The sequence below is a fragment of the Streptomyces plumbidurans genome, assembly GCF_019857225.1.
Taxonomy (GTDB): domain Bacteria; phylum Actinomycetota; class Actinomycetes; order Streptomycetales; family Streptomycetaceae; genus Streptomyces; species Streptomyces plumbidurans.
The window spans coordinates 39,325-58,555 of record NZ_JAFJSY010000017.1 but is presented as its reverse complement, the minus strand read 5'-3'; the positions used below and the strand labels follow the sequence as shown (position 1 = coordinate 58,555).

Below are 19,231 nucleotides of genomic sequence, written 5' to 3'. Positions count from 1 at the left end.
CGAAACTGTGTAGACTTACCGACGTTGCTGATCGCACCATAGTGCGCACGGCGCGCCGCCTTAGCTCAGATGGCCAGAGCAACGCACTCGTAATGCGTAGGTCTCGGGTTCGAATCCCGAAGGCGGCTCCACTTGAAATCCCAGGTCAGATCCTATTCGACCTGGGTTTTCGGCATTTCTGGAGGCGGTTCAGGGGCGTCCGGTGCTGCGGGCGGGCGGTCTGCGGCGCGGTCCGGGGGCGTTCGGGCCCCGGTCTGTCCGAGGGTGTGCAGCCGGGTGACGTCGATCTAGCGCTCGGTAAGATCCGGCGTACTCAGGAAGTCCTTATCGTTAACGGCTAGCATCGCGCCCGGGATTGTCGGCGGCCGGGATGGGGTGAGGGCATGGGGGACCTGGGAGCGCCGAGGGTCGCGGTCGCGGTGGTGACCATGGGGAACCGGCCCGACGAGGTCGACGCCCTGCTGGAGTCCGTGGCCAAACAGGATCTTGCCCCCGCGCGGATCGTCGTCGTCGGCAACGGCTGCACGCTGCCCGACTTCGCCGAGCGGCTGTCGCTGCCGGGCGAGGTCACGCTCGTCGAACTCGACGAGAACCTCGGCTGCCCCGGCGGGCGCAACGAAGCGCTGGCGAAACTGCGGGAGTTCGGGGACACCGACATCGTCGTGGAACTCGACGACGACGGGCTGCTCGTCGACCCCGATGTGCTGCGCCGGGTCCGGGACCTGTTCGCGGCCGACCCGAAGCTCGGCATCGTCGGCTTCCGCATCGCGGACGAGCACGGTGAGACGCAGCAGCGGCATGTGCCCAGGCTCGGCGCCTCCGACCCGTTGAAGGGCGGCTACGTCACCGGGTTCCTCGGCGGCGGCCACGGCTTCCGTACGGCCATGCTCGACGAGATCGGCGACTGGCCCGCGGAGTTCTTCTTCGCGCACGAGGAGACCGACCTCGCCTGGCGGGCCGCCGACGCCGGCTGGCGGATCCTGTACGCGCCCGAGCTGCTCCTCCAGCACCCCAAGACCTCACCCGCCCGGCACGCCATCTACTACCGCGTCAACGCGCGCAACCGGGTGTGGCTCGTCCGCCGCCGCCTCCCTTGGCCGCTGATCCCCGTGCACCTGGGCGTCTGGACTCTGCTCACGCTCCTGCGGACCCGGTCGCGGGCCGGGCTGCGGGCCTGGTTCGGCGGATTCGTGGAAGGTCTTCGGGAACCGGCCGGCGAGCGTCGGCCGATGCGCTGGCGGACGGTGTGGCGGCTCTCGCGACTGGGGCGACCGCCGGTCGTCTGACCCGTCGACACCGGCCGTCCGTCGTACGGAGGGCTGTCTGTCGTACGGGGATACGGGCCCGGGTGGGACCGGGGCCCGGTCGTTCACCTCCGCCGACCGGGACCCTCTTACGTCCCCGGATCCGGCCACGGCGGCGTCACTCCCCCGAGTTGCGCGTCGTACGCGCGCACCCCCGGGCCAGATCCGATGATGTGATCACATCAGGTCGCACCAACGGATCGCTAACATGTGGCCAACGGCCCTCCGCTTTGGCCTCGGACGATTGGCGCGAAGCTGTCGGTCCTGGGCCCCGGTAGGCCGTTACGGGAGCGGAATTCCGGCGGAGCTCGCCGAGGAAACGGGTGGCGGGAAACCGCTGTGACAAGGGCGGTAATCCGCCAGGGACACGGGAAGGCAGTGGGCGGCGTGAGGCGGCACGAGCTGCGGTTCGGACTGCTCGGGCCGCCGGTTCTCTACGACGTCCACTCCGGCACCGGCGACCTCTATGGCACCGGCACCTCCCGCGACACCGGCACCGGCACCGGCACCCGCGACACCGATACCGCCGACGCCCCCGTCACCCCCCACCTCAAGCCCGTAGGCAGCCCCAAAGTCCGTGCCCTGCTCGCCGCCCTGCTCCTCGAAGCCGGTCGGGTCGTCTCCGTCGAGTCGCTCAAGGACGCGCTGTGGGGTGGCGCGCCGCCCGCTTCCGCGCAGGCCTCGCTGCACAACCATGTGGCCAGGCTCCGCCGTCTGCTCGACGACCCGGAGCGGCTGCGGGCGGTGCCGCCCGGGTATGTCCTGCGGGTCGAACAGGGCGAGCTGGACGTGCACGTCTTCGAGCGTCATGTCGCCGCTGCGCGCGGCGCGCACATCACCCACAACTGGGAAGGGGTCGTACGCGAAGGTGCCGCAGCCCTCGCCCTGTGGCGCGGCACCCCGCTCAGCGGGCTCCCCGCCGAGCTGGGCGGATACGCCTTCGTCCAGCGCCTGGAGGAGGCGCGGCTGCTCCTCCTGGAGTGGCGCTACGACGCCGGGCTGGCCGTCGGCGGCGCCCGACTGGACGGTCTCGTACCGGAGTTGGCCGCCCTGACCGCCGAACATCCGCTGCGCGAGGCATATCACCGTCAGCTGATGCTCGCCCTGCACCGCACCGGCCGTCAGGCCGAGGCGCTCGCCGTGCACCGCGATCTGCGCGCCCGCCTGGTGGAGGAACTGGGTGTGGAGCCGGGGCGGTTGGTGCGCGAGGCCCACGCGGAGGTACTGCAGGGGACCCGTGCGCCTGTGCGGCCCCCTGCTGCCGTCGGCGGCGAGCGCGAGGGCGAGCGTGAGGACAAGGACCAGGCCGTGACCGGGACCAAGCCCGGCGGCGCCCATGGGCCTCCGGATCCGCCCGACGCCCGGGTGCCCCCTCGCCAACCCGCAGCCTCCGCCCCGGCCCCCACCCCGTCCCCAAGCCCCGCTCCCGCCCAACTCCCCCCACCCCCACCCCACTTCACCGGCCGCACCCCCGAACAGTCCGACGTACGCCACACCCTCCTCGACCAGCGCAGCCACGTCGTGATCAGCGGCATGGCCGGCGTGGGCAAGAGTGCGCTCGCGCTCCACGTGGCACATCAGTTGCAGAACCGTTTCCCCGACGGTCAGCTCTACATCAACCTGCACGGCGCCACCCCCGGCATGACCCCGCTCACCCCCGCCCAGGCCCTCGCCGCGCTCCTGCGTGACCTCGGCACCGAACCCCGCCGCGTCCCCGAGGACCCGGACGCGGCCGCCGCGTTGCTGCGCAGCCTCCTCGCCCCGACCCGCACGCTCCTGGTGCTGGACGACGCCGCGAACGCCGCTCAGGTGCGCCCGCTGCTGCCGGGCGGTGCCGGATGCGCCGTGATCGTCACCAGCCGCTCGCCCCTGGCCGCCCTCGACGGCGCCCGCCGCTTCCCGCTCGCCCCGCTGAGCGACGAGGAGAGCGCCGCGCTGTTGCGGGCGGCCTCCGGACGCGACGCCCTGGACGCGGGCCACCGTCTCGTCGAACTGACCGGCCGCCTGCCGCTCGCGCTGCGCATCGTCGCCGCCCGGCTCGCCGCGCGCCATGCGCTCACCCCGGACGTACTCGCCGGTCAACTGGCCGCCACCGGGGGACGGTTGCACCACCTCGAATACGACGACCTGAGCGTGCGCCGCTCCCTGGCCGTCGCCCATGACGCGCTCGCCGCCTCCAGCCGAGAGGCCGACCGGGACGCGGCGCTGGTGCTGCGCGGTCTGGGCACGCTCGACCTGCCCGCGTACGGCGCACCCCTGCTCGCCCATCTCGTCGGCATTGACGCGCGTCGCGCCGAGGCCGCGCTGGACCGGCTCGTCGACGTGGCGCTCCTGGAGGAGACGGCGTACGGCCGCTACGCCCCTCACGACCTCGTCCGCGACTACGCACGCGAACTGGCCGGGGGCGCCGGCGCCATCGACTCCGCCCTGACCTGGTACGCCGCCGCCGCGGAGCGCGCCTTCGTCGCGATCGTCGAGCCGGGCCCCGACCACGACGAACGCTGCCGCCCGACCGCGGCACAGCCGCCGGACCATGCCGCGCATGTCGCCGCCCTCCCCGTCTTCGAATCCTTTGGACAGGCCTTCGCCTGGGGCGACACCGAGCTGGAGAACGTCGTCACGCTGGTCGAGCGGCACACCGACGACCCGGACGACATCGATCACCGCAGGGCCGCCCGCCTCTCGACGCTGATACGGCTCTTCTACCCGTATGTGCAGCGCAGCGGCCGGGTCGCCGAGATGGAGGTGCTCGGCCGGGCCGCCCTGCGCCTGGCCCGGCGGCTCGGTGACGAGGCCGCCGAGGGCTACGCGCTGGGCGACCTCGCCGGACTGCACTTCCTGACCGGACGGCAGAGCGAGGCCCTCGCCCTCAACGACCGGGCGCTGACGATCTGGCGCCGGCTCGGCCGTGTCTCCCGGCTGCGCCGCTGCCTCAACAACCGCGGCCTGCTGCTCGAAGGACTCGGCCGCTACGCGGAGTCGGAGCAGGCCCTGCGTCAAAGCCTCGATTACTCACGGCAGTTGAACGACCCGCACGGCGAGGCCGTGACCCACAGCCACCTGGGCAATCTCTACGAGCACACCGACCCGCGGGCCGCCATCGACCAGCACCGGCGCTCGCTCGCCCTCGGCGACCGGCTCGGCGCCGTGATCGTGCAGCACTCCGCGCACTGCAATATCGGCTACGCCCATCTGACCCTCGGTGAACCGGCCGCCGCCGTATCCCACTTCGAGGAGAGCCTGCGCATCCTCGGCGGCCACGGCGACTGGCACGGCGAGTCGCAGAGCCGGCTCGGCCTGGTGCGGGCCCTGCGGCTGCTCGGCCACCATGAACGGGCGGGCGGCGAGTGCGCCGAACTGCTCCGCGGGGCGGACGCCCGCGCCGACCGCTACACCGGCGCTCTCGCCCGCCACCAGCACGGGCTTCTGCTGCGGGAGAAGGGGCGCGCGCAGGAGGCGTACGAAGAGTGGCGCGGTGCGCTCGACGCCCTGGACGGCACGGACGAGCACGAGGTGGTCGCCGAACTCAGGGAGCTGCTGGGCGGCGCGGCCACCCGGTGAGCTCGGTCTGCCGGGCGGCGGCTCGTGGGTTTTACTTTCTGCCGGGCTGCCGCCCGCGGTTTGAGCGTCTTTCGGGCGGCGGCCTGCCGTTCACTGCCTACCGGGCTGCGGGCCGCGGTTTGACCGTCTGCCGGGCTGCCGTCCGCTGCTTGCGCCGCCTGCCGGGCGGCGGCCTGCCGTTCACTGCCCACCGGGCTGCGGGCCGCGGTTAGACCGTCTGCCGGACTGCCGTCCGCTGCTTGCGCCGCCTGCCTGGCTGCTGCCCGCCGTTTCACCGCCTGCCGGGCTGCGGGCCGCGGTTTGACCGTCTGCCGGGCTGCCGTCCGCTGCTTGCGCCGCCTGCCGGGCGGCGGCCTGCCGTTCACTGCCCACCGGGCTGCGGGCCGCGGTTAGACCGTCTGCCGGACTGCCGTCCGCTGCTTGCGCCGCCTGCCTGGCTGCTGCCCGCCGTTTCACCGCCTGCCGGGCTGCGGGCCGCGGTTTGACCGTCTGCCGGGCTGCCGTCCGCTGCTTGCGCCGCCTGCCGGGCGGCGGCCTGCCGTTCACTGCCCACCGGGCTGCGGCCCGCGGTTTGACCGCCTGCCGGGCGGCGGCCCGCCCCTTCACACTCTGCCGGGCTGCCGCGCTGTTTCACCGTTTGCCGGACTGCGGCCCGCTGCTTTCACTGCCTGCTTGGCTGCCGCCTGCCGTTTCACCCGTCTGCCGGGCGGCCCGCCGTTTCACCGCCTGCCTGGCCGTCGCCCGCTGCTTGCACCGCCCGCCTGGCCGTCGGCCGCCGTTTCACTCCCCGCCCGGCCGCGCGCCGTTTCATCGCTAGCCGGGCGCAGCCCATCCCCTCACTTGGCGTCGGCATAGCACTCCACCACCGCCGTAGTGAACGGGAACCGTACCGGCGTCTGTCCGAAGGTCAGCCGGCCTGCCAGCTCCGCCGCGTCCCGGATCGCCGCCACCACTTGGTCCGTCTCCTCCTCGGGGCAGTGCACGATCACCTCGTCGTGCTGGAAGAAGACCAGTTCGGCCGCCATGTCCGCGCAGGTCTGCCGCAGTGCGGCGAGCAGCAGCAGGGCCCAGTCGGCGGCGCTGCCCTGGACGACGAAGTTGCGGGCGAAGCGGCCGCGGGCGCGGGTGTTCGTCGAGGCGTAGCCCGGCACCCATTCGGTGTCCGCGGGGGTGTGCGCGGTGTCGTCCTGGGGGAGGCCGGCCTCCTCGGTGGCGTCGTCGCCCGTCCCGGCCGCGGGCGGACAGGTACGCCCCAGCCAGGTCCGTACGAGTCGGCCCTCCTCGCCCGCGCGGGCCGCGTCGTCGACGTACGCCACCGCCTTGGGGAAGCGGCGTCTGAGTGCGGCGAGGTTCTTCAGGCCGTCGCCGGAGGTCTGGCCGTAGACCGCGCCGAGCACAGCGAGTTTGGCCTGGGCGCGGTCGCCGGAGAAGGCGCGGTCGGAGACGGACTGGTACAGGTCGCTCTCCCGCCCGGCGACCTCCATCAGGCCGGGGTCGCGGGAGATCGCGGCGAGCACGCGCGGCTCCATCTGGTCGGCGTCCGCGACAACGAGCCGCCAGCCCGGGTCGGCGACCACCGCGCGCCGGATGACCTTGGGGATCTGCAGGGCGCCCCCGCCGTTGGTGACCCAGCGGCCCGTGACCGTGCCGTGCGCGAGGAACTCGGGCCTGAACCGTCCCTCGCGCACCCAGTCCTGCAGCCAGGACCAGCCGTGGGCGACCCAGATGCGGTACAGCTTCTTGTACTCCAGCAGGGGTTTGACGGCCGGGTGGTCGACGGACTCGATCTCCCAGCGCCGGGTGGACTTGACCTTGATCCCGGCCTGCGCGAACGCCTTGACCACGTCCGCGGGCAGGTCGGGCCGCACCCTGCGGCCGAAGGCGGCGGACACCTCGTCCGCCAGCTCGGCCAGGCGCCGGGGCTCGCCGCCGCCCGCATACCGCTCACCGAGCAGTTCGTGCAGCACCTGGCGGTGCACGTCGGCGCTCCAGGGCAGCCCGGCGCGGTTCATCTCGGCGGCGACCAGCATGCCCGCGGACTCGGCCGCGGTCAGCAGCCGCATCCGGTCGGGGTGCGTGGTGGCGTCGTGCCGGCGCTGCTGCTCGGAGTAGACCGCGACGAGGTCGGGCAGCGGGAGGTGGACGGCGCGCGGTTCGAAGAGGGAGGACTGCGCGCCGGGGTCGGCGGAGCGCAGGGGCGGGTCGGGCGGTACGGGGCCGCCGCGCAGCCTTGCCAGGGCGGCGGCCGCTGAGCGGGGTTCGCCGTACCGCCCCTCGTGGCCGAGGAGGAGGGTCTCGGCGTCCTCGATGTCGTAGCACCGCTCCACTCGCACGCCCGTGGCGAGCAGGCGCGGATAGACCTCGGCCGTGGAGCGCCACACCCAGCGGACGACCTCCGGCCGGGCCCGCACGGCCGTCGCGAGGTCGGGCTCCCACAGGACAGGTCCGGCGAGCAGGCCGTCCGGGCCGAGGGGGGCGATCTCCACGCCACCGTCCTCGGCCGGAGCCAGTGCCCAGCGACCGGTCATGCTGTGAGTGTCGCAGGGGGGTCTGACAACGGCGTCAGGCCTGCGTGGGTGGGGCCTGCAGGTACTTCTCCAGCGCCTTGACCAGCTCGGCCTCCACTGGTGCCTTCTCGACCCCGAGGCCGGAGAGCACTCCCGTGCCGTGCTCGAACTCCAGCATGGCCAGCAGGATGTGCTCGGTGCCGATGTAGTTGTGACCGAGGCGCAGGGCCTCGCGGAAGGTGAGCTCCAGGACCTTCTTGGCGTCGGAGGAGTACGGAACGAGCTCGGGCGCCTCGTCGGCGGCCGGCGGCAGCGCGGCGGTCGCCGCCTCGCGCACCGAGTCGAGGGTGAGGCCCTGCTGGACCAGCGCCTTGGCGGCCAGGCCCTCCGGTTCAGCGAGCAGGCCGATGACCAGGTGAGCGGGCGCGACCTCGGCGTTGCTCGCGGCCTTGGCCTCGTTGTGCGCGGACATCACCACGTTGCGGGCGCGCAGGGTGTAGCGGCTGAAGCCCTGGCTGGGGTCGAGCTCGGCCGACTCCTTGGGCACGAACCGCTTCTGCGCCGCCTGCCGGGTGACCCCCATGCTCTGGCCGATGTCGGTCCAGGAGGCCCCGGAGCGCCGGGCCTGGTCCACGAAGTGGCCGATCAGATGGTCGGCCACCTCGCCGAGGTGGTCGGCGGCGATGACGGCGTCCTGGAGCTGGTCGAGGGGCTGGGAGTGGACCTTCTTGATGGCAGCGATGAGGTCGTCGAGTCGTACGGACGACGCGGGGATCGGGTTCGTCGACATGTGTCAACCGTAGGTTGACACCCCTGCAGTGTCAACCCGAGGTTGACGATCACTCCGGTCCACGCGCGCGTGCCGCTACGTCGGCGTCACCCACCTCGGCGCTGCCTACTTGGGCGTCACCGCCAACCGCACCGCCAGACCCGTGAACACCGTGCCGCTGAAGATGTTCAGCCCGCGCGCCACCCGGCGGCTGCGGCGCAGCAGGGCGGAGAGCTTGCCGGAGAGCAGGCCGATCGAGCCGTCCACGCAGAACCCCATCACCGTGATCGTCAGCCCGAACACCAGGAACTGTTCGCGGACATGCCCCAGTGAGGGGTCCGCGAACTGCGGCAGGAAGGAGACGTTGAACAGGATCACCTTGGGGTTGAGCAGATTGGTGACGGCACCCTGCCAGAAGGCGCGCCGCCGCCCGGGCCCGGCCGGCGTCTCCTCCTCGACCGGAACCGAACGGTCCCGGAACGCCTTGACCGCGAGATACAGCAGATAGGCCGCGCCCGCCCAGCGCAGCACGTGGTACAGCGTCGGCAGGGCCAGGAACAGTGCCGACAGCCCGAGCGCCGCGGCGACCGTGTGCACGAACATCGCGCAGGCCACGCCGAACGCGGCCAGTACCCCGGTCCCGGGCCCGCCCCGCCCGCCCATCGCCACGATGAACATCATGTCGGGGCCGGGCGTGATGCAGAGCGCGAAGGCCGCGACGAGGAAGGCCGCGTACGAAGACATGTCCACCATGGGGGCCATGCTTGAACCGACGGCAGCCGGAAGCGACCGAATTCTCAAGGAGTGAGACGAAGGGAGTGGGACGAGGGGAGGGAGATGAGGGAGGGGGCGAGGGGAGTGGGACGAGCCCGGGGAAAACGCCGTGTGGGGAGCGGGTGCACGGTGATTGACTCACTTGCCATGACCACGACCACGACCACGCAGCCCTCGGACTCAGCCGCCGCCCCGACGCCGACTCCCGTACCCGTCACCGACGTTCCGGCCGTAGTCGACGAGACCGCCAGGCTCCTGACCGAGCACTACGTCTTCCCGGACGTCGCCGAGCAGTTGGCCGCGCTCCTGCGCCGGCGGCTGTCGGAGGGCGCGTACGACGTGCCGACCGCCGAGGAGCTCGGCGCCCTGGTCACCGCCGATCTGCAGTCGCTCAACGGCGATCTGCATCTGCGGCTCGCGTACCACCCCGAGAAGGTGCCGCAGGGCCGGGGCGAGGCCGCGCTGGCCAAGATGCGCCGCGAATTCGAGGCCTCCCTGGGCGGCGTCCCGCGCGTGCAGCTGCTGACCGGCGGGACCGCGCTGCTCGAACTGGCCCCCGCGCTCTTCCCTCTCGAATGGTCCGCCGAGCCGCTCTCTGCCGCGCTCACCCTGGTCGCACGCGCCGACGCGCTGATCCTCGACCTCAGGGGCAACCGCGGCGGCGACCCGGACACCGTCGCGTTCGTCTGCAGCCACCTCCTGGACGAGCGCACCCACCTCAACACCATGTACGCGCGCGAGGGCGACCGCTACGACCAGTCCTGGACCCAGCCGCACGTCCCCGGCCCGCGCTTCGGCGGCAGCAAGCCACTCCATGTCCTCACCGGCCCCGACACCTTCTCCGCAGCCGAGGAACTGGCCTACGACCTCCAGCAGTTGGGCCGCGCGGCCCTGGTCGGCGAGCCCACCCGCGGCGGCGCCCACCCCCGCGAGGGCTGGACCGTCCACCCGAACCTGGAGGCCACCATCCCCGTCGGCCGAGCGATCAACCCTGTCTCCGGCACCAACTGGGAAGGCACCGGCGTCCTCCCGGACGTCCCCTGCGAGGCCGGGGAAGCGCTGGACCGTTCACTGGCGCTGCTCCACGACTGACCTGACTGGTCGTCACCGGCGAGGTCAGCGGTGGGCGCGACGTCGATGACGTCATCGGGCCGGACGTCGCGCGCGTCGCGCCCACCGGCTAACCCCGGGCGACCTCAGCGGTGTGCGCGGGGGTGTAGCGCTCGCCCCTCACCTGGTCGCTCAGCGGGTCCAGCGCGGCCAGCGCCTCGGCGTCCAGGGTGAGTTCCAGGGCGGCCGCGTTCTGCTCCGGCCGGGCAGGGCTGCGGGTGCCCGGAATGGCCGCCACCGCCACCCCGAGGCGCTCGGCCTGCGCGTACACCCAGGCCAGCGCCACCTGGGCCGGGGTGGCACCCAGCCGGTCGGCCACCTCGCGGACGGTCCGCGCGATCTTCTCGTTGGCCTCGTCGGCGAAGCGGGGGTTGGTGCGCCGGAAGTCCTTCTCGCCCAGCGCGGAGCGGTCCAGGGCGCCGGTCAGAAACCCCCGCCCCAGTGGCGAGTACGGCGCACGAAGTCCCGGGCACCGCGGATACGGCGTGACCGGTCGCCGGCGCTGCGGTCGATGCCGAACTTGGTGGCCACCTGCACCTGGTCCCGGCGGCCGTGGACGGCCCGGCGCCCAGCTCAAGCGCCCGACCGATGGTGGCCAGCGAGCCGAGCGTGGTTCGGGTGATCATGCGCGAACACTCTTCCTGCCCGGCGGAACCGGGCGGTGCCTTGAGCACGGACGAACGCCTGCGAAGCCAGGACTTGAAGCGCGCTCGAAGTCGAGCCGCATCCGAACCCGGCCGTCGCCCCCGCCGGTCGCCCCCCACCCGTCAACGCCGCCCGTCGAAGCAGCCTGTCAGTGCCCCGTGGCACGATCGACGGGTGAGCAGCACTACGTCCGGCACCGTTGAACGCGCCTTTCGGGCCGCCCTGTACGCCGAGAGCGACGCGGCCCTCGACACGGGTGCGTCGCTGCTGGCTGCGGACCCTGCCGCGGACGGCGAACTCGCCCGCCGGGGGCAGGAGTTCATCGCGGCGGCCTGGCGGCGCGGGTGGCAGCCTGCCGATGTGGTGCGGACGGTGCGGCGCGAGTTGGACGACGTACACGTGCGGCTGGCGTCGGAGCTGATCCGTGCGCAGCGGCCGTACGACGGCCCGCGTGGTCCCCGCTGGCGCGCGCAGCTGGACGAACTCGCCGACGAGGCGGCCGAAGCGACCGGCCGGTCCACCGGTGCGGCGTCCCGCGCCGACCGCTTCACGCACGCGACCACCGTCCTGGAGCTGTACCGCCTACTGCTGCACCTGCCCCCGCTCGAACCCCTCGACGAGCCCACGCACCGGCCCAGTCCCGAGGCCGGCGGCCCCGCGTCCGGTGGCTCCGAGTCCCGCATGCTCACCCGCATCCGCGCGCTGCTCGCCAAGGCCGAGGCGACCGGGTTCCCGGAGGAGGCGGAGGCGCTGTCCGCCAAGGCGCAGGAGCTGATGGCCCGGCACAGCATCGACGAGGCGCTGCTCGCGGCCCGGACGCCGTCCGCCGCCGCCCCCGGCGCCTGCCGGATCGGTGTCGAGGCGCCGTACGAGCAGGCCAAGGCGGTGCTGCTGGACGCGGTGGCCACCGCCAACCACTGCCGCGCGGTGTGGAACGAACCGATGGGCTTCTCCACGGTCGTCGGCTTCGAGACAGATCTGGAGGCGGTCGAGATCCTCTACACCTCGCTGCTGGTACAGGCCACGACGGCGATGACCAGGGCGGAGGCGGCCCAGCGCGCGGGCGGCCGCAAGCGCACCAAGACCTTCCGGCAGTCCTTCCTCGCGGCCTACGCCCACCGCATAGGCACCCGCCTCTCGGTGGCCGCCGAGACGCAGGTGACCGACGACCTGCTCCCGGTACTGGCCTCCCGCGAGGTCGCGGTCACGGCACACACGGACCGCATGTTCCCGCGCACGACCACGACCCGGCTGCGCGGCGTCAACGACGCGGCGGGCTGGACCGAGGGCGCCGAGGCGGCGGACCGGGCACAGGTGGACCGGGCCCAGGCGGGAGCCCGGCCGCGGCTCCCGTGAGACGTGTGAGACGTCCGCCGTGAGACGGGTGTGGCGTCCGCCGTGAGACGTGTGAGGCGTCCGCGCGTCAGTCGCCGGCCTGCTGGAATGCGGTCACCGAGGCGTTCGGCTCGCCCTCGCCGCCCGTACCACCCTTGCCGCCCTTGGCGGCGACATCGCCGTACGACCAGGTGAAGCGATGCTTGTCGCCGGAGCCGGGCAGGGTGAACGTGCCCGTCTTCACGGCGAGGCTCTTGGTGGCGCCCGCGCCGCCCCGGACGTACGTGATCGTGAAGGAGGCGGTGGCGTCCTTGGCGAGGGTCAGCTTCTGGGCCTTGGCGGCCTTGTCGGCAGGGACGGTGCTCGACGTGCCGCCCGCCTGGAGGCCGACGCTCGGGAAGCCGTTCAGGGTGCATTCGGCGCCCTGGTTGGTGAGCGTGACGGTGACGGTGCCGGAGTCACCGGCGGACGGGGCGGCGCTCGCCGCGATCTGCACGCCGGTGTGAGCGAGTGCGCACGCGTCGCCGGCTTTGTCGGCACCGCTGCCACTGCCGCCGCCGTCACCGCCATCACCTCCGTCGTCGCAGCCGGACAGGAGGAGAGCCGCGGCGAGAGCGGCGACGGTGAGGGAGGTGGTGCGCATGGTGGTCCTCTGGTGCTCTGCGGCGTGACGCCGGTGGTCGCGTGCATGGATCATCACGCACGCGCCCGCGAGGCGGTTGCGCGCCCCCCGGCGGCTACTGTCCGAGGCTCGCCGTGGGCAGCCCCGAAGGCAGCGACCCGCCCGCGGACTTGGTGTACGTCTCCTTGCCGGTGCCGCCCGACCAGGTGATCTGCATGGCGCTCTTGGTCACCGAGTCGACCATTCCCGTCGTACGGCCCTTGCTGCCGTCGGTGCAGGTGAGGTGGATCATCTTCATCCCGGCCTCCTTGCCCGCGGTGCCGCTGCACACGGTCCCGCCGGTCGAAAAGAGCCCGGCCTGCTTGCCGTTGATCACCAGCGCCACGGCCTTGCCGCCGGTGGTGGCGAGCCAGCTGCCCTGCAAGTCGTCGGACGAGCCCGTGGTCGCGCCGGAGCTGCCACCCGTACCACCGCCCGTGCCACCGCCCGTGTCCGCGCTCGACGCGGCGGAGGAGGAGGGCGTGGACGAGGAGTCGTCGTCGGAGTCGCCGCCGCTGCACGCGGTCAGCACGAGCGCGCCCACCAGACCCGCGGCCGCCGCCGCGATCCGCACCTGCCGGCGCGACACCGTGCGAGAGGGACGCGTGAAGGTCGCCGTAGTCACTGGAAGCTCCCAAGCTGTAGCAGGGGGTGGCCACTCGCCCGGCCGGGAGACCGAACGCCCGCAGCAAGCTACCAGCAGCACCCCCTCGCCCCATGGGGAGCGCCTGTGAGATTTACCGACAGGAGTTGCGCCCTCGCGCTCGCCCTCTCCGTGCACAGGGGAGACCACACAGCCCCCACGTGTAGGAGTTTCCCTACGCTTAACGCGTAGGAAAAACCCTACGTATAGTCGTCCCCATGAACATCACTCACGCCTCCTTCGTCACCCTCCCCGTCTCCGACCAGGACCGCGCCCTGAGCTTCTACACGGACGTCCTCGGCTTTGAGGTCACCGCCGACCTCGACCTGCCCCAGGGGCGCTGGCTGCAGGTCGCGCCGAAGGGTGCGCAGACCGTCTTCACGCTCTCCGGTCCGGGGATGGGGGATTTCCGGCCCGGCGAGAGCCGGGGGATCATGTTGGTCACGACCGATGTCGACGCCGACTGCGCCCGGCTCGCCGAGGCGGGGGTCCGCGTGCAGGGTCCGGACGATTTCCCGTGGGGCCGCATGGCCTCCTTCACGGACCCCGACGGCAACGGTCTGATGCTGCTCACCGAGGCGCATCCGACGGAGGCGCACCAGTAGAAAGGCGGGCATGACCGCAACCGGTACCCGCGCGGCGGAGGCGGACCGCGTCTTCGCCGCGCTCGCCAACTCGACCCGCCGCGAGGTGCTTCGGCTGCTCCGCGACGGGGGGCCGCAGCCCGTCCAGGCGCTGGCCGACCACTTCGACATGCGCCGCCCCAGCCTCTCGGAACACCTCAAGGTGCTCCGGGAGGCCGGTCTCGTCTCCGAGCAGCGCAACGGCCGGCAGCGCATCTACCGCCTGGAGGCGGCGCCGCTCGCCGATGTGCAGGACTGGCTCCATCCGTACGAGCGGTTCTGGCGCGAGCAGCTGACGGGCCTCGGCGAACTGCTCGACCGCATTCCCGACGATGAGCCGTCATGAGCACCGAACACCCCGGCGTCCCCGAGGGCCACGACTCCTCCCAGGACCCCGAGAAGTACGGCTTCCCCGAAGACCCGGACGCCGACGACCTCACCGTCATCCGCGTCGACCAATTCTTCCCGCACCCGCCCGCCAAGGTCTGGCGCGCCCTGACCGAGCCGGCGCTGCTCGTGCAGTGGCAGATGCAGGGTGCGGAGGACTTCCGTCTCGAGGTGGGGCACCGGTACCGCCTGACCTCCGTACCCCGGCCCAACACGAACTTCTCCGGTGTCGTGGACGTGCAGGTTCTCGCCTACGACATCGAGCGGATGCTGTCCCTCCGCTGGGCCGACGCCGATCCGGCCAATCCCGCGGACTGGACCATTACCTGGACGCTGGAACAGGAAGGCCGCGGTACGCGTCTCTTCCTAGTGCACGAGGGATTCGACCCCGACGACCCGGCACAGCTCATGGCGCGCCGGATCATGGGCGGCGGCTGGCGGTCGCATGTCCTGCAGGCTTTGGGGCAGACGCTCGAACGGGTCGGGTAAAGCACGCGTCAAAGCTGTAACCGCAGGACCACCCCGCGTGCACGTGCATCTGCTCATGCATCTGCACATGAACAGGGTTATGATCCGGGCAGTTGACTACTGCATCAATGGCCCCTGGGCCACCGCACCACCGGGGAGCGACCTGTGGACCGGGACGTGTACAACGGCATGGCAGCCACGGATTTGAACGGGGTGTCCTGGCAGAAGAGCAGGCACAGCAACTCGCAGGGCTCCTGCGTGGAGTTCGCCAGGCTGCCCGACGGAGAGGTCGCCGTCCGCAACTCGCGTTTTCCGGACGGCCCCGCGCTCGTCTACACCCGCGCGGAGATCGAGGCGATGCTCCTCGGCATCAAGGACGGCGAGTTCGATCACCTGATCGCGGGCTGACCTCCCGCCGACCCCGGGGCAACTCGGGGCAACCGGTTCCTCACACGCGGTGACGCGCGTAGATTCCGGGCGTCAGAAAACGCCCGGTCGTCCTACTCACCGGACCTCGCTGTGTGCGGCAGCCGGAACAGCGCCCAGACGACCTTGCCGCTGAGCGTGCCCGCCATCGGGTGCCAGCCCCAGCTGTCGGCGAAGGAGTCGACGAGGAACAGGCCGCGGCCCGACTCCGCCGCGAAGTCGTCCGCCCCCTCGCGGGCCACCGGGCTCGCATGGCTCGGGTCGCGCACGGCGCACACCAGCCGCTCGGTCCAGCGCATCAGATGCAGCCGTACGGGCGGGCTCTGGTCCGCGGCGCACAGGGTGCCGGCCGGCAGGCCGTGCCGCAGGGAGTTGGTGACGAGTTCCGAGACCACCAGGCACACATCGTCGAAGCGCTCGCCTATCTCCCACTGGTCGAGCATTCTGCGGGTGAAGGCTCTCGCCTCGCGCACGGCCTCGTAGCGGGCGGGGAGGGCGCAGGAAGCGGCGTTGGACACGGCCGCTGGATCAAGCGGCGGAAGGCCCTGCCGTAACGGCTCGAGCATGGTCGATCCATTCGTCCCCATGCGAGGCACTCCCGGGAATTCGCGGTCGTTGCGATGCAGCGGTGGCGCGGGACCATGGTTTCGGATGCGCGGTGCAGATGCAAGGTGCAGATGCACGTGCACGTGACCGAATTGGGGGTTCCCGTCCCGCTTGTGGGCCATTTTTTCCGCCAACTTCTCTCCCTCTGGTGGCCAACTTCTTCCTCTCCCTTGCGCGGAAACTTTGGCTTCTTTCCATATCTGTAATCAGACGAGTACTGCTCGGAGTGTTTTAGTGGCAGACTCTGGCCCCTGAAGCGTTGGGGAGGCTGACGAACGTGAGCGTGGGAGAGCCCGGATCGGTGGTGCGGCGGATGCTGCTCGGCTCGCAACTCAGGCGACTGCGCGAGGCACGCGGAATCACCCGCGAAGCGGCGGGTTACTCGATCCGTGCCTCGGAGTCCAAGATCAGCCGGATGGAACTGGGCCGGGTGAGCTTCAAGACGCGGGACGTCGAGGACCTGCTGACCCTCTACGGCATCAGCGACGAGCAGGAGCGCACTCAGCTCGTCTCCCTCGCCCGCGAGGCCAACGTCGCGGGCTGGTGGCACAGTTACTCCGACGTCCTGCCGAGCTGGTTCCCCACCTATGTCGGCCTGGAGGGCGCGGCCCATCTGATCCGCGCCTACGAGGTGCAGTTCGTGCACGGCCTGCTGCAGACGGAGGAGTACGCGCGCGCGGTCGTGCGGCGGGGCATGCAGGGCGCGAGCACCTCCGACGTCGAAAAGCGGGTGGCGCTGCGGCTGGAGCGGCAGAAGAACCTCGTCTCCGAGCACGCCCCCGACTTCCATGTCGTCCTGGACGAGGCCGCCCTGCGCCGCCCGTACGGCGACCGCGAGGTGATGCGCGGACAGCTCGAGCATCTGATCGACATCTCGCAACGGCCCAACGTACGGCTACAGATCATGCCGTTCCGGCTGGGCGGCCACTCGGGCGAGAGCGGTGCGTTCACCATCCTCAGCTTCCCGGAGTCGGATCTGTCCGACGTCGTCTATCTGGAGCAGCTCACCAGCGCGCTCTACCTGGACAAGCACGAGGACGTAGCGCAGTACGAGAGGGCCCTGAAGGAGCTGCAGCAGGAGAGCCCCGGCCCGGACGAGAGCCGCGATCTGCTGCGCGGCCTGCTCCAGTTGTCCTAGGTTTCTCCGCCAACTTTCCCGGGGTTCTCCCCAGAAGATTGCACAGAGTCCCCAACTCACCTGTGCCGACAGTACGATGACAAGTGATCAGACCCTGTTGTCGATCGTGTGTCTGCTAGTGATTTGGGGATCACATGTCGTCGTACTTCTCCGACCTGGCCCAGCAGTACATCGACGGTGAGTGGCGCCCGGGTACCGGCTCCTGGGACATCATCGACTTCAACCCGTACGACGGCGAGAAGCTGGCCTCGATCACGATAGCCACCGTCGACGAGGTCGACGAGGCGTACCAGGCCGCGGCCCGCGCCCAGAAGCAGTGGGCCGACACCAATCCGTACGCGCGCCGGGCCGTCTTCGAGAAGGCCCTGCGGCTGATCGAGGAGCGCGAGCAGGAGATCACCGAGGTGATCATCGCCGAGCTCGGCGGCACCCGCCTCAAGGCCGCCTTCGAACTCCACCTGGCCAAGGAGTTCCTGCGCGAGTCGATCCAGTGGGCGCTGCGCCCCGAGGGCAAGATCCTGCCCTCGCCGGTGGACGGCAAGGAGAACCGCCTCTACCGCGTGCCGGTGGGCGTCGTGGGCGTCATCAGCCCCTTCAACTTCCCCTTCCTGCTGTCGGTCAAGTCGGTCGCCCCGGCCCTCGCGCTCGGCAACGCGGTGGTGCTCAAGCCGCACCAGAACACCCCGGTCACCGGCGGCACCCTGGTCGCGAAGATCTTCGAGGACGCGGGCCTGCCCGGCGGCCTGCTCAACGTCGTGGTCACCGACATCGCGGAGATCGGTGACGCCTTCATCGAGCACCCGATCCCGAAGGTCATCTCCTTCACCGGTTCCGACAAGGTCGGCCGCCATGTGGCCACCGTCTGCGCCTCGCACTTCAAGCGCTCGGTCCTCGAACTGGGCGGCAACAGCGCGATCGTGGTCCTCGACGACGCCGACATCGACTACGCCGTGGACGCTGCGGTCTTCAGCCGCTACGTCCACCAGGGCCAGGTCTGCATGGCCGCCAACCGGGTGCTGGTGGACCGCTCGATCGCGGACGAGTTCACCGAGAAGTTCGTCGCCAAGGTCAGGACGCTCAAGGCCGGCGACCCGCGCGACCCGCAGACCGTCATCGGCCCGGTCATCAACTCCCAGCAGGCGGACGCCCTTTCGGCCACCGTCGAGCAGGCGATCGCCGAGGGCGCCACGGCCCTGGTGCACGGCACGACCACCGACAACCTGGTCGAGCCCTCCGTCCTGACCGGCGTCCCCGCCGACTCGGCCCTGCTGCGCCAGGAGGTCTTCGGCCCGGTCGCCTTCCTCATCCCCTTCGACGGCGAGGAGGAGGCCGTACGCCTCGTCAACGAGACGCCGTACGGCCTCAGCGGCGCCGTGCACACGGGCGACATCGAGCGGGGCGTGTCCTTCGCCAAGCGCATCGACACCGGCATGTTCCACGTCAACGACGGCACCGTCCACGACGAGCCGCTGGTCCCCTTCGGCGGCGAGAAGAGCTCGGGGGTGGGCCGGCTGAACGGCGAGTCGACCGTCGAGTGCTTCACCACCCTGAAGTGGATCTCGGTGCAGCACGGCCGCAGCGGGTTCCCCTTCTAGCCCTCCGGTTCCAGTCCTCCGGTTTTGGTGTGATCGCGCGGGCCCTCTAGGACGGAACCTGTCCTAAAGGGCCCGTAGCTTCGTCGGTGTCAGGGGGAAGCCCCCGGCAGGATCCGACGAAAGGCGGCCGGTCATGGTTCACATTCCCGCAGAGGCGCAGGGCGACGAGCGCGGAGCGCTGCTCGCGTTCATCGAGGAGCAGCGCGGCGGTATCCGGCGCGCGCTGCTCGGACTGACCGAGGAGCAGGCCGCGAGCAGGCCGAGCGCGAGCGAGCTGTCCCTGTCCGGGCTGCTCAAGCATTCCGCCGAGGTCGAGCAGAGCTGGATCGCGCGCGCCAAGCAGGAGCCGCCGGCCGTCCAGCGGGACGCCTCCAACTGGCACGAGACGTTCCGGCTGGTCGAGGGCGAGAGCGTTCAGTCGCAGTTCGCGTACTGGGAGAAGGTCGCCGTTGAGACCGAGGCGTACGTCCGCTCGGTGCCGAGCCTCGACGACACCTTCCCGCTGCCCGACCAGCCCTGGTTCCCGGAGGACCGGGTCTCCGTGCGCTGGCTCTGCCTGCATCTGATCCGGGAGACCGCCCGGCACGCCGGCCACGCCGACATCATCCGCGAGTCCCTGGACGGCGCGACCGCGTTCGAGCTGGCGGCCAAGGAGCAGGGCACGAGCGTGAGCTGACGT

Annotated in this window: 18 protein-coding genes and 1 tRNA gene; 12 read left to right on the top strand and 7 right to left on the bottom strand. The window is 71.4% G+C overall.

Translation table 11 applies throughout. From position 1 onward, the window contains the following. The first annotated feature begins 54 nt into the window (after positions 1-54). From JYK17_RS14155 to JYK17_RS14145, 3 genes are all read left to right on the top strand, one after another. Positions 55-131 (top strand) — tRNA-Thr (locus tag JYK17_RS14155). Between the two features lie 261 nt (positions 132-392). Next, the gene (locus tag JYK17_RS14150) at positions 393-1,286 is read left to right on the top strand and encodes a glycosyltransferase family 2 protein (protein ID WP_108011135.1); all 894 of its coding nucleotides are present in this window, start codon (positions 393-395) and stop codon (positions 1,284-1,286) included. 405 nt (positions 1,287-1,691) lie between these two features. Then, positions 1,692-4,865 carry an AfsR/SARP family transcriptional regulator gene (locus JYK17_RS14145; RefSeq protein WP_222810483.1) on the top strand — a complete coding sequence of 1,058 codons (3,174 nt, stop codon included), beginning with the start codon at positions 1,692-1,694 and terminating at the stop codon, positions 4,863-4,865. Positions 4,866-5,701: 836 nt separating this feature from the next. Here JYK17_RS14145 and JYK17_RS14140 read toward each other — a convergent pair. From JYK17_RS14140 to JYK17_RS14130, 3 genes are all read right to left on the bottom strand, one after another. Next, complete coding sequence (locus JYK17_RS14140) at positions 5,702-7,393, bottom strand: bifunctional 3'-5' exonuclease/DNA polymerase (RefSeq protein ID WP_222810482.1); 1,692 nt, start codon at positions 7,391-7,393, stop codon at positions 5,702-5,704. Positions 7,394-7,427: 34 nt separating this feature from the next. Continuing rightward, positions 7,428-8,162 carry a Clp protease N-terminal domain-containing protein gene (locus tag JYK17_RS14135; protein ID WP_222810481.1) on the bottom strand — a complete coding sequence of 245 codons (735 nt, stop codon included), beginning with the start codon at positions 8,160-8,162 and terminating at the stop codon, positions 7,428-7,430. Between the two features lie 105 nt (positions 8,163-8,267). Then, on the bottom strand, positions 8,268-8,894 hold the full coding sequence (locus tag JYK17_RS14130) for a LysE family translocator (protein WP_108011139.1): 627 nt from the start codon (positions 8,892-8,894) through the stop codon (positions 8,268-8,270). A 168-nt stretch (positions 8,895-9,062) separates the two neighbouring features. On the opposite strand from JYK17_RS14130, the gene JYK17_RS14125 reads away from it, so the two are divergent. Further along, a complete protein-coding gene (locus JYK17_RS14125; RefSeq protein WP_108010920.1) occupies positions 9,063-10,007 on the top strand; it encodes a S41 family peptidase in 945 nt (314 codons plus the stop codon). 88 nt (positions 10,008-10,095) lie between these two features. Here JYK17_RS14125 and JYK17_RS14120 read toward each other — a convergent pair whose 3' ends face one another. Continuing rightward, positions 10,096-10,602, bottom strand: a complete 507-nt coding sequence (locus JYK17_RS14120) for an aldo/keto reductase (RefSeq protein WP_234547980.1) — start codon at positions 10,600-10,602, stop codon at positions 10,096-10,098. Positions 10,603-10,844: 242 nt separating this feature from the next. Between JYK17_RS14120 and JYK17_RS14115 the strand changes: the two genes are divergently transcribed. Further along, complete coding sequence (locus tag JYK17_RS14115; protein ID WP_108010922.1) at positions 10,845-12,026, top strand: DUF2786 domain-containing protein; 1,182 nt, start codon at positions 10,845-10,847, stop codon at positions 12,024-12,026. Between the two features lie 67 nt (positions 12,027-12,093). On the opposite strand, the gene JYK17_RS14110 is transcribed toward JYK17_RS14115, so the two are convergent. Then, complete coding sequence (locus JYK17_RS14110; protein WP_222810480.1) at positions 12,094-12,648, bottom strand: DUF4232 domain-containing protein; 555 nt, start codon at positions 12,646-12,648, stop codon at positions 12,094-12,096. A 94-nt stretch (positions 12,649-12,742) separates the two neighbouring features. After that, the gene (locus JYK17_RS14105) at positions 12,743-13,291 is read right to left on the bottom strand and encodes a hypothetical protein (RefSeq protein ID WP_108010926.1); all 549 of its coding nucleotides are present in this window, start codon (positions 13,289-13,291) and stop codon (positions 12,743-12,745) included. Between the two features lie 236 nt (positions 13,292-13,527). Here JYK17_RS14105 and JYK17_RS14100 point away from each other — a divergent pair, with 236 nt between their 5' ends. The 4 genes from JYK17_RS14100 (at position 13,528) to JYK17_RS14085 (ending at position 15,195) form a co-directional block, all read left to right on the top strand. Further along, positions 13,528-13,914, top strand: a complete 387-nt coding sequence (locus JYK17_RS14100) for a VOC family protein (RefSeq protein WP_128802593.1) — start codon at positions 13,528-13,530, stop codon at positions 13,912-13,914. A 10-nt stretch (positions 13,915-13,924) separates the two neighbouring features. Next, positions 13,925-14,278: an ArsR/SmtB family transcription factor gene (locus JYK17_RS14095; protein ID WP_108010930.1), complete on the top strand. Its 354-nt coding sequence runs from the start codon at positions 13,925-13,927 to the stop codon at positions 14,276-14,278. Beyond that, the gene (locus JYK17_RS14090; RefSeq protein WP_234547979.1) at positions 14,275-14,808 is read left to right on the top strand and encodes an SRPBCC family protein; all 534 of its coding nucleotides are present in this window, start codon (positions 14,275-14,277) and stop codon (positions 14,806-14,808) included. The genes JYK17_RS14095 and JYK17_RS14090 overlap by 4 nt, the downstream gene beginning before the upstream one ends. A gap of 144 nt (positions 14,809-14,952) precedes the next feature. Further along, positions 14,953-15,195: a DUF397 domain-containing protein gene (locus tag JYK17_RS14085; RefSeq protein ID WP_164932215.1), complete on the top strand. Its 243-nt coding sequence runs from the start codon at positions 14,953-14,955 to the stop codon at positions 15,193-15,195. 92 nt (positions 15,196-15,287) lie between these two features. Here JYK17_RS14085 and JYK17_RS14080 read toward each other — a convergent pair whose 3' ends face one another. Continuing rightward, a complete protein-coding gene (locus JYK17_RS14080; protein ID WP_108010932.1) occupies positions 15,288-15,800 on the bottom strand; it encodes an ATP-binding protein in 513 nt (170 codons plus the stop codon). 320 nt (positions 15,801-16,120) lie between these two features. Here JYK17_RS14080 and JYK17_RS14075 point away from each other — a divergent pair, with 320 nt between their 5' ends. From JYK17_RS14075 to JYK17_RS14065, 3 genes are all read left to right on the top strand, one after another. Beyond that, entirely contained in the window at positions 16,121-16,957 is an 837-nt protein-coding gene (locus tag JYK17_RS14075) for a Sco1979 family transcriptional regulator (protein ID WP_504739974.1), read from the top strand. Between the two features lie 134 nt (positions 16,958-17,091). Further along, on the top strand, positions 17,092-18,552 hold the full coding sequence (locus tag JYK17_RS14070) for an aldehyde dehydrogenase family protein (RefSeq protein ID WP_108010936.1): 1,461 nt from the start codon (positions 17,092-17,094) through the stop codon (positions 18,550-18,552). A 133-nt stretch (positions 18,553-18,685) separates the two neighbouring features. Beyond that, the gene (locus JYK17_RS14065) at positions 18,686-19,228 is read left to right on the top strand and encodes a DinB family protein (RefSeq protein ID WP_222810479.1); all 543 of its coding nucleotides are present in this window, start codon (positions 18,686-18,688) and stop codon (positions 19,226-19,228) included. Positions 19,229-19,231: the final 3 nt, after the last annotated feature.